Here is a 14,732-nt window from a genome sequence, read left to right as displayed (position 1 = left end):
TTGAAATGCGGATGTTTGAACTCAATATCTTTGTTAAATGATTTATCTCAGTATTCTTAGTTCAAAATTGGCAGAGACTGAAGGCATTACGAGTAGATCGGGAACGGTCTGATTAAAGAGAGATTCACGAAAAATGATAACTAAGCTACTGACAAAAGTGATTGGCAGTCGCAACGACCGAACACTGCGCCGCCTTAGAAAAATTGTAAAAGAGATCAATAACTACGAACCAACATTTGAAGCTCTATCTGATGAAGAGCTAAAAGCGAAAACTGTTGAGTTCCGTGAGCGCCTAGAGCAAGGCGAAACTCTTGATAAGCTACTTCCAGAAGCTTTTGCTACGGTTCGTGAAGCATCTAAGCGTGTTTACGGTATGCGCCACTTCGACGTACAGCTAATCGGTGGTATGGTTCTGAACGGTGGCCAAATCGCGGAAATGCGTACTGGTGAAGGTAAAACTCTAACTGCAACTCTTCCTGCTTACCTCAACGCACTACCAGGTAAAGGCGTGCACGTTGTTACGGTGAACGACTACCTTGCAACGCGTGACGCAGAGACAAACCGTCCTCTGTTTGAATTCTTAGGTATGACCGTTGGCATCAACGTGCCAAACATGCCTCCTCAGGCAAAGAAAGAAGCTTACCAAGCCGATATTCTTTACGGAACCAACAATGAGTTTGGTTTTGACTACCTTCGTGACAACATGGCTTTCCGTAATGAAGATCGTGTTCAGCGTGAGCGTTTCTTTGCCGTTGTCGATGAAGTGGACTCAATTCTTATCGATGAAGCTCGTACTCCTTTAATTATCTCTGGTCCAGCAGAAGACAGTTCAGATCTATACACACGTATTAACCTACTTATTCCGCAGCTTCAGAAACAAGATAAAGAAGACTCAGAAGAGTATCGTGGTGACGGTCACTACACTGTGGATGAGAAGTCTAAGCAAGTATACCTGACTGAAACAGGCCAAGAATTTGTCGAAGAACTGATGGTGAAAAATGGCTTGATGGAAGAGGGTGACACACTTTACTCTCCAACGAACATCAGCCTACTGCACCACGTGAACGCAGCACTTCGTGCACACGTATTGTTCGAGCGTAACGTAGACTACATCGTCAATGACGACGGTGAAGTGGTTATTGTTGATGAACACACGGGGCGTACGATGCCAGGCCGTCGTTGGTCTGAAGGTCTTCACCAAGCGGTTGAAGCGAAAGAAGGCGTTAAGATTCAAAACGAAAACCAAACACTGGCATCGATCACATTCCAGAACTACTTCCGTTTATACGAAAAACTGTCAGGTATGACAGGTACAGCGGATACCGAAGCATTCGAATTCCAATCGATCTACGGTCTAGAAACGGTGGTTATTCCAACTAACAAACCGATGGTCCGTAACGATATGCCAGATGTGGTGTACCGTACTGAAGCAGAGAAATTTGCGGCAATCATCGAAGATATTAAAGAGCGCGTAGAAAAAGGTCAGCCGTCTCTTGTTGGTACGGTTTCTATCGAGAAATCAGAGCTATTGTCTAACGCACTGAAGAAAGCGAAGATTAAGCACAACGTACTGAACGCGAAATTCCACGAGCGTGAAGCGGAAATTGTTGCAGAAGCAGGTACGCCAGGTGCGGTCACCATCGCAACGAACATGGCGGGTCGTGGTACAGATATCGTGTTAGGTGGTAGCTGGCAAGCAAAAGTGGAAGCACTGCAAGATCCAACTAAAGAACAAATTGATGCGATTAAAGCTGAGTGGAAGCAAGTTCACGATCAAGTGCTAGAGTCTGGTGGTCTACACATCATTGGTACTGAGCGTCACGAATCTCGTCGTATCGATAACCAGCTACGTGGTCGTTCTGGTCGTCAAGGTGATGCGGGCTCATCTCGTTTCTACCTATCAATGGAAGATTCACTACTACGTATCTTCACATCAGATCGTATGGCGAGTCTTATCCAAAGTGGTATGGAAGAAGGCGAAGCGATTGAATCTAAGATGTTGTCTCGTTCAATTGAAAAAGCACAGCGTAAAGTGGAAGGACGTAACTTCGATATTCGTAAACAGCTTCTTGAATACGATGACGTGGCGAACGATCAACGTAAAGTGGTCTATGAACTTCGTGATGAGTTGATGAGTATTGATGACATCAGCGAGATGATCGAACAAAACCGCGAAGACGTTATGACCGCTATCATTGATGAGTACATCCCGCCACAGTCTTTAGAAGATATGTGGGACGTGGAAGGTCTTCAAGAACGTTTGAAAGCGGACTTCGATCTTGATGCGCCGATTAAGCAATGGCTTGAAGAAGATGACAAACTGTATGAAGAAGCACTGCGTGAAAAGATCATTAATCTAGCGGTTGAAGTATACAAAGTGAAAGAAGAAGTCGTAGGCGCTCAAGTTCTGCGTAACTTTGAAAAATCGGTCATGCTTCAAACACTGGATACGCTATGGAAAGAGCACCTAGCGGCGATGGATCATCTTCGTCAAGGTATTCATCTACGTGGCTATGCACAAAAGAACCCGAAACAAGAGTACAAGCGCGAGTCGTTTGAATTGTTTGAAGGCCTACTAGAAGCGCTGAAAACCGATGTGATTACGGTATTGTCTCGAGTTCGCGTTCAGCAGCAAGAAGAAGTTGAGCGTATGGAAGAGCAACGTCGTGCGCAAGCTGAAGAAGCCACTCGTCGTGCGCAAGCTCAACATGCAGCGGCACAAAATCCACTTGTGGAAGATGAAGCTGCTGCGGAGGGTTCAAACCAACCAATGGTTCGTGATGAGCGTAAAGTGGGACGTAATGAGCCTTGTCCATGTGGCAGTGGTAAGAAGTACAAACAGTGTCACGGTCAAATTAACTAATTGAGTTTGATTATGTATTAAAAAGAGTCGCTTAGGCGGCTCTTTTTGTATCGATAGATCTAGGGATAAACCCATGAAAAGAATTCACATTGTTGCAGCGATCATTTTCAACCAAGAAAGGTCGCAAATTTTTATTACTAAGCGTCCCGATGATAAGCACAAAGGTGGCTTTTGGGAGTTCCCCGGCGGTAAAGTTGAGCAAGGTGAAAGTGTTGAGTTAGCGATGGCTCGTGAACTGGAAGAAGAGATCGGCATTACGATCACCGAGCAATCTCTGTTTGAACACCTTGAATATGATTACCCAGATAAGTCATTGAAATTTGATTTTATTTCTGTAACGCAGTTTGATGGTCAACCTTATGGAAAAGAAGGGCAGCAAGGTCGTTGGGTTGAAATAGGCGCATTATCAAACTATGCCTTCCCAGAAGCGAACGTACCGATTCTGGAGCGAGTGATTAAAGAGTTTTCTTAACTCACAGCGAACTGTCTTGTGGTTAACACGGGATATTGTTAGTTTAAAAAGATTCAGTGAAACGAAAGAGAACGAGAGTAAGCCTCGTTATCCAGAGAAGGAGAGAAAGCGCAATGGTTCGTATTGCAATCGCAGGTGCTGCAGGCCGTATGGGTCGTAACCTAGTTAAAGCATCACACCTAAATCCAGAAGCATCCGTTACTGCGGGATCTGAACGTCCTGAGTCTTCATTAGTTGGTGTCGATGTGGGTGAGCTTTGTGGGGAAGGTAAAATTGATGTCTTCTTGACCGATGATCTTGCTAAGGAAATCGACAACTTTGATGTGATCATCGATTTTACCTCTCCAGTCAGCACGTTAGCTAACCTTGAACTGTGTAAACAGCATGGTAAGAGCATTGTGATTGGCACAACAGGCTTTAGTGAAGCAGAGCGAGCATTGATTGAGGACGCGGCAAAGCAAGTCCCTGTTGTTATGGCTCCTAACTATTCTGTTGGCGTGAATCTTGTCTTCAAGCTACTAGAAAAAGCCGCCCAAGTAATGGGTGACTACTGTGATATTGAGATTGTAGAAGCGCATCACCGTCATAAAGTTGATGCCCCATCTGGTACTGCGATTGGTATGGGCGAAGCGATTGCAGGTGCGATGGGCAATAAGTTAAGCGATGTTGCCGTTTACGCTCGTGAAGGTATCACAGGTGAACGTACCAAAGACGAGATCGGTTTTGCGACGATTCGTGCTGGTGATATCGTGGGGGAACACACGGCAATGTTTGCTGATATTGGTGAGCGTGTCGAAATCACTCACAAAGCGACCGATCGTATGACTTTCGCAAACGGAGCAGTAAAAGCAGCCGTGTGGTTAAATGCTAAGCCATCAGGTTTTTATAGCATGACCGATGTGTTGAGCTTAAATGAGCTTTAAGTACATAATCATTCACCGGCGCAAGCCGGTTTTTTTATGTTTATCGAAAATGATGTAAAAAAATCTAGTAAGATTTTTGGCCTTTCTGGGGTGGGTTAAGTGTGGTTTATGTGGCTTTTGTGGTTGTTTTTGCTTGAAGTGTCTAAAAGTTTGGTTTGTTTTTTTGGTGATGAACGTTTGCGTGATGATCACATAAATTTTTGTGAACTGTAATATGTTCAATTTTGTAAAATCTATAAAAGTGTCATCATGCTAGGTCTAATTTTAGATAAAACTTATTTTTTTAAGGCTCTTTGCTTGAAAATGGATTTACCTGCTAGAAAGCAATGATTTATTTTTCGAACGGTATTGACACTTTCTAAGTCCATCCTTAGAATACCGCCAATTTGTCAAAAATACCTGTTTATGTAGATATTCAAGGTAAAGGAAGGCAGGTTTGCAACTTAATTTATTTTTTATGCATTTTTATTCTGGAGGTTGTCTTGGGTAAATTAGCACTGTTAGTCCTAGAAGATGGGACAGTGTTCCGCGGTGTGTCCATTGGAGCAGATGGTATTTCCGTTGGTGAAGTTGTTTTTAATACCTCGATGACGGGGTACCAAGAAATTCTCACTGATCCTTCCTATTCTCAACAAATCGTTACTCTTACTTATCCTCACATTGGCAATACCGGAACCAATTCCGAAGACGAAGAATCCTCTTCAATCCACGCTCAAGGCCTTGTGATTCGCGATCTCCCTCTTATCGCTTCTAACTTCCGTAATGAACAATCCCTTTCTGATTACCTTAAGTCGCAAAACATTGTCGGCATTGCAGATATCGACACGCGTAAGCTGACTCGTATCCTACGTGAGAAAGGTGCGCAAAACGGTTGTATCGTTGCGGGCTCTTCTATAGACGAAGCCCTAGCATTAGCGAAAGCGAAAGAATTCCCTGGCTTGAAAGGAATGGATCTTGCGAAAGAGGTTACAACAAAAGAAGCGTATCAATGGAAACAAGGTTCGTGGACGCTCGAGGGTGGACTTCCTGAAGCGCAAGACGACAGCGAGTTGCCATATCACGTTGTTGCCTACGATTTCGGCGCAAAGCGTAACATCCTGCGTATGTTGGTGGATCGCGGCTGCCGCTTAACGGTTGTGCCTGCTGAAACTTCAGCAGAAGAGGTGCTGGCTCTAAATCCTGATGGCGTTTTCTTATCAAACGGCCCAGGTGACCCAGAACCATGTACTTACGCCATTGAGGCGACCAAAGTATTTCTAGAGAAAAATTTACCAATCTTTGGTATCTGTCTTGGCCACCAAATTCTTGCGTTAGCATCAGGTGCTAAGACGGTGAAGATGAAGTTTGGCCACCATGGTGCGAACCACCCAGTAAAAGATTTGGATCGTAATGTTGTAATGATTACGTCTCAAAACCACGGTTTTGCAGCAGACGAAGCAACACTACCTGAAAATCTACGCGCGACTCACGTATCGCTATTTGACGGCTCTCTGCAGGGTATTCACCGTACAGACAAGCCAGCATTCAGCTTCCAAGGTCACCCAGAAGCGAGCCCAGGTCCAGAAGACGCGGCACCGCTATTTGACCACTTTATCGAACTAATCAAAAAACACAGCGCTTAATTCGGAGTAGTAGATAATGCCAAAACGTACTGACATTCAAAGTATTCTTATTCTTGGTGCTGGTCCGATTGTAATCGGTCAGGCATGTGAGTTTGACTACTCTGGCGCACAAGCGTGTAAAGCTCTGCGTGAAGAGGGTTACCGAGTTATTCTGGTGAACTCTAACCCTGCAACCATTATGACTGACCCAGATATGGCCGATGCGACTTACATCGAACCAATCCAATGGGAAGTGGTGCGTAAGATCATCGAAAAAGAACGCCCAGACGCAGTACTACCAACAATGGGTGGCCAAACGGCACTGAACTGTGCGCTTGATCTAGAAAAACACGGTGTTCTTGCGGAGTTCGGCGTCGAGATGATTGGTGCAACCGCAGACGCGATCGACAAAGCGGAAGACCGTTCTCGTTTCGATAAAGCGATGAAGTCTATCGGCCTTGAGTGTCCACGAGCAGATACTGCAAAAACCATGGAAGAGGCATACAAAGTTCTCGATATGGTTGGCTTCCCATGTATCATTCGTCCATCTTTCACCATGGGTGGTACTGGCGGTGGTATTGCGTACAACAAAGAAGAATTTGAAGAAATCTGTCGTCGTGGTCTAGACCTTTCTCCTACCAATGAACTTCTTATTGATGAGTCACTTATCGGTTGGAAAGAGTACGAGATGGAAGTGGTTCGCGACAAAGCAGACAACTGTATCATCGTATGTGCGATTGAAAACTTTGACCCAATGGGTATCCACACAGGTGACTCCATCACGGTTGCTCCAGCTCAAACGCTGACAGACAAAGAATACCAACTAATGCGTAACGCTTCTCTAGCGGTACTGCGTGAAATCGGTGTTGAAACGGGTGGTTCAAACGTACAGTTTGGTATCAATCCGAAAGATGGTCGCATGGTTATCATTGAGATGAACCCACGTGTATCTCGTTCTTCTGCGCTAGCATCGAAAGCAACAGGTTTCCCTATCGCGAAAGTGGCAGCGAAACTGGCGGTTGGTTTCACGTTAGATGAGTTAATGAATGACATCACTGGTGGCGCAACTCCAGCATCATTCGAGCCAACCATCGACTACGTAGTCACTAAAATTCCTCGTTTTAACTTCGAGAAATTTGCCGGTGCTAACGACCGCCTGACTACTCAGATGAAGTCAGTTGGTGAGGTAATGGCAATCGGTCGTAACCAGCAAGAATCTCTACAAAAAGCGCTACGCGGCCTAGAAGTGGGCGCGACTGGCTTTGATGAGATGGTCGACCTAGACGCACCAGACGCATTGACGAAAATTCGTCATGAACTGAAAGAAGCAGGCGCAGAGCGTATTTGGTACATCGCAGATGCATTCCGTGCGGGTATGTCAGTTGATGGCGTATTCAACCTAACGCAAATCGACCGCTGGTTCCTAGTTCAAATAGAAGACATCGTTAAGCTTGAGCAAGATCTTAAAGCGAAAGGCTTTGCTGGTTTGAACAAAGAAGAGCTTAACAAGCTGAAGCGTAAAGGTTTTGCGGATGCGCGCCTATCTAAGATTCTAGGTGTTGCGGAAAGTGAAATCCGTCGCCTACGTGACCAGTACGACATCCACCCAGTTTACAAGCGCGTAGATACGTGTGCGGCTGAGTTCTCATCTGATACGGCTTACATGTACTCATCTTACGATGATGAGTGTGAAGCGAACCCAACAGACAAAGAGAAGATCATGATTCTAGGCGGCGGTCCAAACCGTATCGGCCAAGGTATTGAATTTGATTACTGTTGTGTACACGCATCACTAGCACTACGTGAAGATGGCTACGAAACCATCATGGTTAACTGTAACCCTGAGACCGTTTCAACAGACTACGACACGTCTGACCGTCTGTACTTCGAACCAGTAACACTGGAAGACGTACTAGCAATCGCTCGTGTTGAAAAGCCAAAAGGCGTTATCGTTCAATACGGTGGTCAAACACCACTTAAACTGGCTCGCGCACTTGAAGCGGCTGGCGTGCCAATCATCGGTACGAGCCCAGATGCCATCGACCGTGCAGAAGACCGTGAGCGTTTCCAAGTTGCGGTTGACCGTCTAGGTCTTCTACAGCCAGAAAACGCAACAGTAACCACGATGGAGCAAGCGGTAGAGAAATCTCGTGAAATCGGTTACCCACTGGTTGTGCGTCCTTCTTACGTACTGGGCGGTCGTGCGATGGAAATCGTATACGATGAGCAAGACCTACGTCGTTACTTCAACGAAGCTGTTAGCGTATCAAACGAATCTCCAGTACTACTAGATAGCTTCCTAGATGACGCAGTTGAAGTGGATATTGATGCTATCTGTGACGGTGAGCGAGTGGTTATCGGCGGTATCATGGAGCACATCGAGCAAGCGGGTGTTCACTCAGGTGACTCGGCATGTTCTCTTCCTGCATACACGCTAAGCCAAGAAATTCAAGACGTCATGCGTGAGCAAGTTGAAAAACTAGCGTTCGAGTTGGGTGTTCGTGGTCTGATGAACACGCAGTTCGCGGTGAAGAACAACCAAGTATACCTAATCGAGGTTAACCCTCGTGCAGCGCGTACGGTACCGTTCGTATCGAAAGCAACGGGTGCACCAATCGCTAAGATTGCTGCTCGTGTCATGGCGGGTCAATCTCTAGAGTCTCAGGGCTTTACGAAAGAAATCATCCCACCATACTACTCTGTAAAAGAAGTGGTACTGCCATTCAACAAGTTCCCGGGTGTTGACCCACTGTTGGGCCCAGAAATGCGCTCTACTGGTGAAGTTATGGGGGTTGGTGCAACGTTTGCGGAAGCTTATGCGAAAGCAGAGCTTGGCTGTGGAAATGTGTACCCAGAAGGTGGCCGTGCACTACTGTCTGTTCGCGAAGGCGACAAAGAACGTGTTGTTGACCTTGCATCAAAGCTATCTAAGCTTGGTTACCAGCTAGATGCAACACACGGTACAGCAGTCATTCTTGGCGAAGCGGGCATTAATCCACGTCTAGTAAACAAAGTACACGAAGGTCGTCCTCACATTCTTGACCGTATTAAGAACAATGAGTACACCTACATCGTGAACACTGCCGCTGGTCGTCAAGCGATTGAAGATTCTAAAGTTCTACGTCGCGGTGCACTAGCAGAGAAAGTGAACTACACGACAACGCTAAACGCTGCATTCGCAACTTGTATGTCACACACAGCAGATGCGAAGAGCACAGTGACTTCGGTTCAAGAGCTGCACGCAAAAGTGAAAGCGAGCCTAGAAGCGTAATAGATAAAAATCAGTAAGCCCGAAAAATAGGGCTTATATGACAACCTCATTGCCCGCTCATCTGAGCGGGCTTTTTTGATCTCATAAGAATTAATGAAAATCTAGAATAGGTTAGTGTCTTGAGTTTCCTTTTTCTCGTTTGTGAGGCGGTGTTATCGTTGCCTTCTTTTCGTTACACATTTTTACCAGGACGCATAAGTGGAAATCACTTTTGAGATTTTAATTGGATTGTTTTTTGTCGCATCAGTCGCTGGATTTATTGATGCTATGGCTGGTGGCGGCGGTCTATTGACTCTACCTGCTCTGCTGGCGGCGGGGCTAAGCCCAACTCAGGCGCTGGCGACCAACAAGCTACAAAGTTCATTCGGCAGTTTTTCAGCCAGTTGGTACTTTGTTCGTAATGGTATCGTTAGCTTGAAAGAGATGCGCCTTGCCATTTTATGTACTTTTATTGGCTCAGCCATTGGTGCTGAAGCGGTGCAGTATATTGATGCAGGAATATTAACTAGCCTTATTCCAGTATTGCTGATCGCGATTTCACTCTACTTCTTATTTGCTTCAAACTCGAAAGCCGCAGGCGGAGATCGGAAGCTTTCTGAAGCTATGTTTGCGTTATGCGTTGGTGGTGGCGTTGGCTTCTATGATGGCTTTTTTGGCCCAGGAACGGGGTCTATTTTTGCACTTTGTTTTGTTGCGCTTGGTCATTTCTCGTTAGTCGATGCAACTGCCCGAACTAAAATACTGAACTTTACCTCAAACATTGCGGCGCTGCTGTTTTTTATTCTGGCTGGTTTGCCAGTATTGGAAATCGGTTTCACCATGGCTATAGGGGGCTTTATTGGTGCTCAGCTAGGTGCCAAAGCCGTGGTGACTAAAGGCCAAAAGTGGATTCGACCTCTAGTAATTACCATGTCTATGCTGATGGCGATGAAACTTCTTTGGCAACAACATCAGCAATGGCTTCTATCACTGTTTTAATTCGTTCGCTGCGATACGCATTATGGCGTAAGCAGATGTGAATCGGGCGAATCAGCGGTGCTAGCTCGTCAAATGCATAGCAATACTCAGGTGCAATGTTTAAAGTTTTTACTATCGATTTGGGGATTAAAGCTGGTGCCATTCCACCCAGAGCCAACTGTGCGGCAGCAGTGTATGAGTCCATCTCCATTAAAGGCTGAATGTCGTGTTTGGACAACACAGCTTGCTGGTAAGTATTGGCTGGATTATTCAAATCATTGGTGAGAATCGTCTTTGGCATTTCAGTGAGCTTATGTTTACTGATGATAGAGAAAGGCTCATCCGCTAGATGAAAACTCATCAAACCATGATGTGGAGGTAAGTAGCCCGCGCAAAATCCCAGCGTGGCTTTGCCTGATTTAACGTTTTCAACGATTCGTGGCGTATGGTTGGTTGAAATTCTGAGGTAAGGATCTTGGGTCAAGCGCTCTTCCATGATCAAGCTGAGGTAACCTGCAACTAACGTTTCTGAGCAATCCATTCGAATCAACGATGTATCTTCGAGTTCTTGTTGATCGTGAATTTGACCACGTAATTCGTTAAAGGTTGGTTCAATGATACTGATCAGTGCAACAGCATCAGAGGTTAGCTTAATGTGGCGTCCACAGGGCTCAATCAGTTTCTTACCGAGCTTTTTTTCTAGATTCGCAATGCGTTTGCTCACGGCTGATTGGCTGATGTAGAGCTGACTGCCAGTGCGACTCATGGTTTTTTCTTTGCTCAGTACTAATAGCGTTTCAATGCCTTCCAGTAACATTATCTATCCATGAAAATGGGGAATAGTCACACCAATATAACCAAGCTTTCGGTCAGATGCTAATCGTGTGTTGAGAAATAAAAAGAGCCGATTTTTAGGTCGACTCTTCTCGAGAAACTTGCGATGCTGATTACTTATCGATTGATGGCAAAGGTTGGCAGTGATAAGTGCCAGCGAATTGCGCCCAGACGGATCATCAGCGTTGATATCACCCCAGCGAGTAAGGCTACAGAATGGTCGTAACCCATACTTAATGCTGTGGTATGGAAAATGCCACCAATGATACAAGCCGTTGCGTAGACTTCACTTCTCAAGACCATAGGGACTTCACGAGCTAGCACGTCTCGAATGATGCCACCGCCACAGCCGGTAATTACGCCCATGATCACTGCAACCATGCCTGATGCGTTATAGGCGAGAGCTTTCTCTACACCGATACCAACAAACACCGCCAAACCAATCGCATCACATACAGGAAGTACCCACCAAGGTAGGCGTTTAGGACGACGAACCAGAATCATAGTCAGTAAACAGGTGATGAAAATAACCCAAAGATAGGTGGTGTCAGTGATCCAAAATACCGGGGTTGCACCGAGCGCCATATCGCGAATGGTGCCACCGCCAATTGCGGTGACGCTACCGAGTACGATCACTCCGAAAGGGTCCATCTTTAATCGGCCTGCGAGTAAAACACCAGAAACCGCAAAGACAGCAGTACCGAATAAATCGATCATATAAAGCAGCATGGAGTCCATGTTACTTAGTACCTTTTAAACAAATTGTGGGGAACAGAAATAGGGTGGAAATTTTACGGGATTTCCAATGAAAACGTTAGCGTTTTTGCCGCACGCTTTCAAAGTGTTCACACACCTCTGTGATCGCGTTTAAGGTTCTTGGGGTCGGGCGGTTGATCAAATCGGCATTCAGAGACCAAACATGGCCATTTTTAAGCGCGGGGATGTCGTTTTTCCAGGCAACCCACTTACCATCATCACTCATTGCATGGCGAGAAGTGAACAGCACTTCAGGCTGGCGAGTCATCACTTGCTCGATGCTGACTTGCGGGTAAGGAGCAATGCCTTTGGCAAAGATATTCTCACCACCACAGAAGGTGAAAACTTCACTTGGCCAATTATTGCCCGCAACGGTGATGATCGGCTTTTCACTCAACTGATAGAAGTAGCGGACTTTCTCTTCGGTATTGTACTTTTCTTTTAACGCTTTCAGTTGTGCACGAAAATTTGCGGCGCTCTTTTGTCCTACTTCCGGTCTTTCACTGTACTGGCTGAGCTGTTCAATATTTTTGGCAATATCTTCTAGCGTCCCCGTTGTTGAAGAGTAAATAGGGATGCCAAATTGTTTGAGCTTCTCAAGTTCTTTGGCAGGATTCCCTGCAGGCCAAGCGATAACCAAATCGGGCTGAAGAGCAATGATGCGTTCAAGTTTGATACCTTGGTAGTTTGATACTCTTTCTAGGCCTTTAGCTTGCTCTGGGTAGTCACTCATCTCACTGACCGCTATCAGTTTGTCTCCAAGACCTGCGGCATAGGCGATTTCCGTTGCGTGTGGCGCTAGGCTGATGACGCGTTGAGCGGGTTCATTGGCAAAAGAAGCGGCAGAGAAGAAAAGAGGAAGAGCAAAGCAAAGTTTGTTCATCATAGTCCTTGATAAATGAGTCCGAGGATAAGGCTTTGGATAACGATCCAAGCCAAAATACGCCATACAATGAGGGTTTGGATTTGTGCCAAATGAATAGCAGATGGTGCGATACGACCACCAATTTTTGCTCGTTCAGCTCTTTGACCTTGGTACAGTGCTGGGCCGCCAAGTGACAATTGAAGCTTGTTACCAATCGAGCACAACAACCAAGCTGGTCCTGGAAGCGGCCAAGATTTCGCTTGTTGAAGCATGGAGGTGGAAACACTTGATAGGTTTTTCCCCATGCTAATGAACATGGCAAATAAGCGTAAAGGAACAATCTCCAATCCAGCCGTTAGCTGAATAGCAGGCTTACCAAAAGGTGAATACTGGCGGCGACTTGGGGACCAAGCGCGAGCGAGCTCTGCCGTTAGGCGATACATTAATGCGCCAATTCCACCAGTAAATCCATACCAGAACAACACGCACACAACGTTACGTCCGTAGCCCATGATGATGGTCTCTGCACCTGCTTTACCAATCCCTAAGAGCGATAAGCTGTCTGTATCGCGGTTAAGGTAAGGCTTGAGTAGTGCTCGGCACTGCACTTTGTTCTCATTCGACATTGCAGTGACGAGTTGTTTAGCTAGTGATTCGTTGTTTCGCCAGTCAAGAGCAATAAGCAGTAATGCCAGCTCAAATAAGGGCGCTTGCCAAACTAAGAGCTTCATCGCGAGCAGTAATATCAAACAGGGTACAAGCATAAGAAGCAGTGCGAGCCCGCCAGAGAGAACGCTTTGTGAGTAGTTGTGGTTGTTATTAACTTTATTCGCCAGTTGTTCTGCGAATTTATGCCACAAAGTGACGGGGTGTGCAGCGTGTGGAATGGGGATTAATAAGTGGAATAGTAATGCGCCCCACATGACGAGGAGCGCACCGTTGGCATAGATCTGTTGAAAGGTTTCTTCCATGAAATCTGAGAGACTTACTTAGTCAGTTCCAACATTTTGAACACCATTTCTGAAGAGCTTTTCGCTGCTAGCGGTAGGAATTCTTCGAAGCTCATTGGTGATTCTTTGTCTGCTACGTCAGAGATAGCACGAACAACAACAAACGGTGTGTTGAATTGATGGCAAGTTTGAGCGATAGCAGATGCTTCCATCTCTACTGCGATAACAGATGGGAAGTGTTTACGAATGAACTCTTGGCGTTCTGCAGTGCAAACAAACGCATCACCAGTACAGATAAGACCACGAACTGCGTGAGTGTTTTCCATTTGAGCCAGTGCTTTTTCCGCAAGATCCATTAGCTTCTCATCTGCTTTGAATGCTGCTGGTTGGCCTGCCATTTGACCCATTTCGTAACCAAACGCAGTTACGTCTGCATCGTGGTGACGAACTTCTGTTGAGATAACAACGTCGCCTAAGTTTAGGCTTGAGTCAAAACCACCCGCTGAACCGGTGTTGATCACTACATCTGGTTGGTATTCATCAAGAAGAATAGTGGTGCCAACAGCTGCCGCTACTTTACCGATGCCAGACTGAAGCAGTACCACATCTACGTCGTTAATCTGACCAGAGAAAAACGTACAACCTGCTTTGTTTACGGTTTGGCAGTTTGTCATAGCTTCTTTCAGGATGGTGACTTCTTGTTCCATCGCACCGATGATACCAACTTTCATAACACTCTCTTTGGGTAAAATTTGTAAGTTGGCGAGAGTATACCACTCTGCACCAAGATGTGGTGCTATTTGATTAATTTGGCCGTGGTTAGCAGAGAACGCAATTGGTCTGCGCGTTTGCGATTGACGCCAAAGTCGGAATAGCCTACACGAGACTCCGAGCGAACAATTAGCGTGTCACCTTCGATTTTTAATTCTAAGTCGTCTACAAATCGCATGATTTTAGATGTGCATTCAATACGTAGGTAATTGCCTGCTTTGAGGGCTGTCTTCGCCCCCGGCAGCGCAAGCGCCACTTGCTCAATCGCATCGATGTTCGCTGAATCAGTTAGGGTAAATGGCGTTAGATTATATTCTTCACGCGTGTCTTGGGTGGAAACGCAGTTTGGTTTGTCACCACAAGGTGATTGAGAACGATCTGTCATGGTTGTGACTCCTTGGCTACAAGCGGTTAAGCCGAGCAAAGTGATGGAGAGGAGAGCGACTTTTTTCATTATTCTATTCCTTAT

Annotated in this window: 12 protein-coding genes; 6 read left to right on the top strand and 6 right to left on the bottom strand. The window is 45.8% G+C overall.

What is annotated here, in order from left to right; genetic code table 11:
• Positions 1–133 precede the first annotated feature (133 nt).
• From secA to ACVA54_RS08055, 6 genes are all read left to right on the top strand, one after another.
• Positions 134–2,863, top strand: coding sequence for a preprotein translocase subunit SecA (gene secA / locus ACVA54_RS08080; protein ID WP_446644810.1), 2,730 nt, complete (start codon positions 134–136; stop codon positions 2,861–2,863).
• Positions 2,864–2,936: 73 nt separating this feature from the next.
• Positions 2,937–3,335, top strand: coding sequence for an 8-oxo-dGTP diphosphatase MutT (gene mutT / locus ACVA54_RS08075; protein ID WP_099078875.1), 399 nt, complete (start codon positions 2,937–2,939; stop codon positions 3,333–3,335).
• 113 nt (positions 3,336–3,448) lie between these two features.
• Complete coding sequence (gene dapB, locus ACVA54_RS08070; RefSeq protein WP_119464063.1) at positions 3,449–4,258, top strand: 4-hydroxy-tetrahydrodipicolinate reductase; 810 nt, start codon at positions 3,449–3,451, stop codon at positions 4,256–4,258.
• Between the two features lie 482 nt (positions 4,259–4,740).
• Complete coding sequence (gene carA / locus ACVA54_RS08065) at positions 4,741–5,880, top strand: glutamine-hydrolyzing carbamoyl-phosphate synthase small subunit (RefSeq protein ID WP_099078877.1); 1,140 nt, start codon at positions 4,741–4,743, stop codon at positions 5,878–5,880.
• Positions 5,881–5,896: 16 nt separating this feature from the next.
• Positions 5,897–9,130, top strand: coding sequence for a carbamoyl-phosphate synthase large subunit (gene carB / locus ACVA54_RS08060; protein WP_099078878.1), 3,234 nt, complete (start codon positions 5,897–5,899; stop codon positions 9,128–9,130).
• 198 nt (positions 9,131–9,328) lie between these two features.
• A complete protein-coding gene (locus ACVA54_RS08055; RefSeq protein WP_446649514.1) occupies positions 9,329–10,108 on the top strand; it encodes a TSUP family transporter in 780 nt (259 codons plus the stop codon).
• Here the strand turns inward: ACVA54_RS08055 and ACVA54_RS08050 are convergent.
• The 6 genes from ACVA54_RS08050 to ACVA54_RS08025 form a co-directional block, all read right to left on the bottom strand.
• The gene (locus ACVA54_RS08050; RefSeq protein WP_446580534.1) at positions 10,044–10,904 is read right to left on the bottom strand and encodes a LysR family transcriptional regulator; all 861 of its coding nucleotides are present in this window, start codon (positions 10,902–10,904) and stop codon (positions 10,044–10,046) included. The two genes, ACVA54_RS08055 and ACVA54_RS08050, sit on opposite strands and share 65 nt — an antisense overlap.
• Before the next feature lie 134 nt (positions 10,905–11,038).
• Entirely contained in the window at positions 11,039–11,659 is a 621-nt protein-coding gene (locus tag ACVA54_RS08045) for a TRIC cation channel family protein (RefSeq protein WP_099078881.1), read from the bottom strand.
• A 76-nt stretch (positions 11,660–11,735) separates the two neighbouring features.
• On the bottom strand, positions 11,736–12,560 hold the full coding sequence (gene btuF, locus ACVA54_RS08040) for a vitamin B12 ABC transporter substrate-binding protein BtuF (RefSeq protein WP_446580580.1): 825 nt from the start codon (positions 12,558–12,560) through the stop codon (positions 11,736–11,738).
• Positions 12,560–13,513: a cobalamin biosynthesis family protein gene (locus ACVA54_RS08035; protein WP_446649513.1), complete on the bottom strand. Its 954-nt coding sequence runs from the start codon at positions 13,511–13,513 to the stop codon at positions 12,560–12,562. Before ACVA54_RS08035 ends, btuF begins: the two co-directional genes overlap by 1 nt.
• Before the next feature lie 14 nt (positions 13,514–13,527).
• Positions 13,528–14,223, bottom strand: a complete 696-nt coding sequence (gene mtnN / locus ACVA54_RS08030) for a 5'-methylthioadenosine/S-adenosylhomocysteine nucleosidase (RefSeq protein WP_005447825.1) — start codon at positions 14,221–14,223, stop codon at positions 13,528–13,530.
• Positions 14,224–14,288: 65 nt separating this feature from the next.
• On the bottom strand, positions 14,289–14,717 hold the full coding sequence (locus ACVA54_RS08025; RefSeq protein WP_446649512.1) for a DUF1499 domain-containing protein: 429 nt from the start codon (positions 14,715–14,717) through the stop codon (positions 14,289–14,291).
• Positions 14,718–14,732: the final 15 nt, after the last annotated feature.

The sequence above is a fragment of the Vibrio sp. PNB23_22_6 genome (assembly GCF_052877535.1).
The sequence above is the reverse complement of the archived record's forward strand: the minus strand, read 5'-3'. Positions and strand labels throughout refer to the sequence as shown.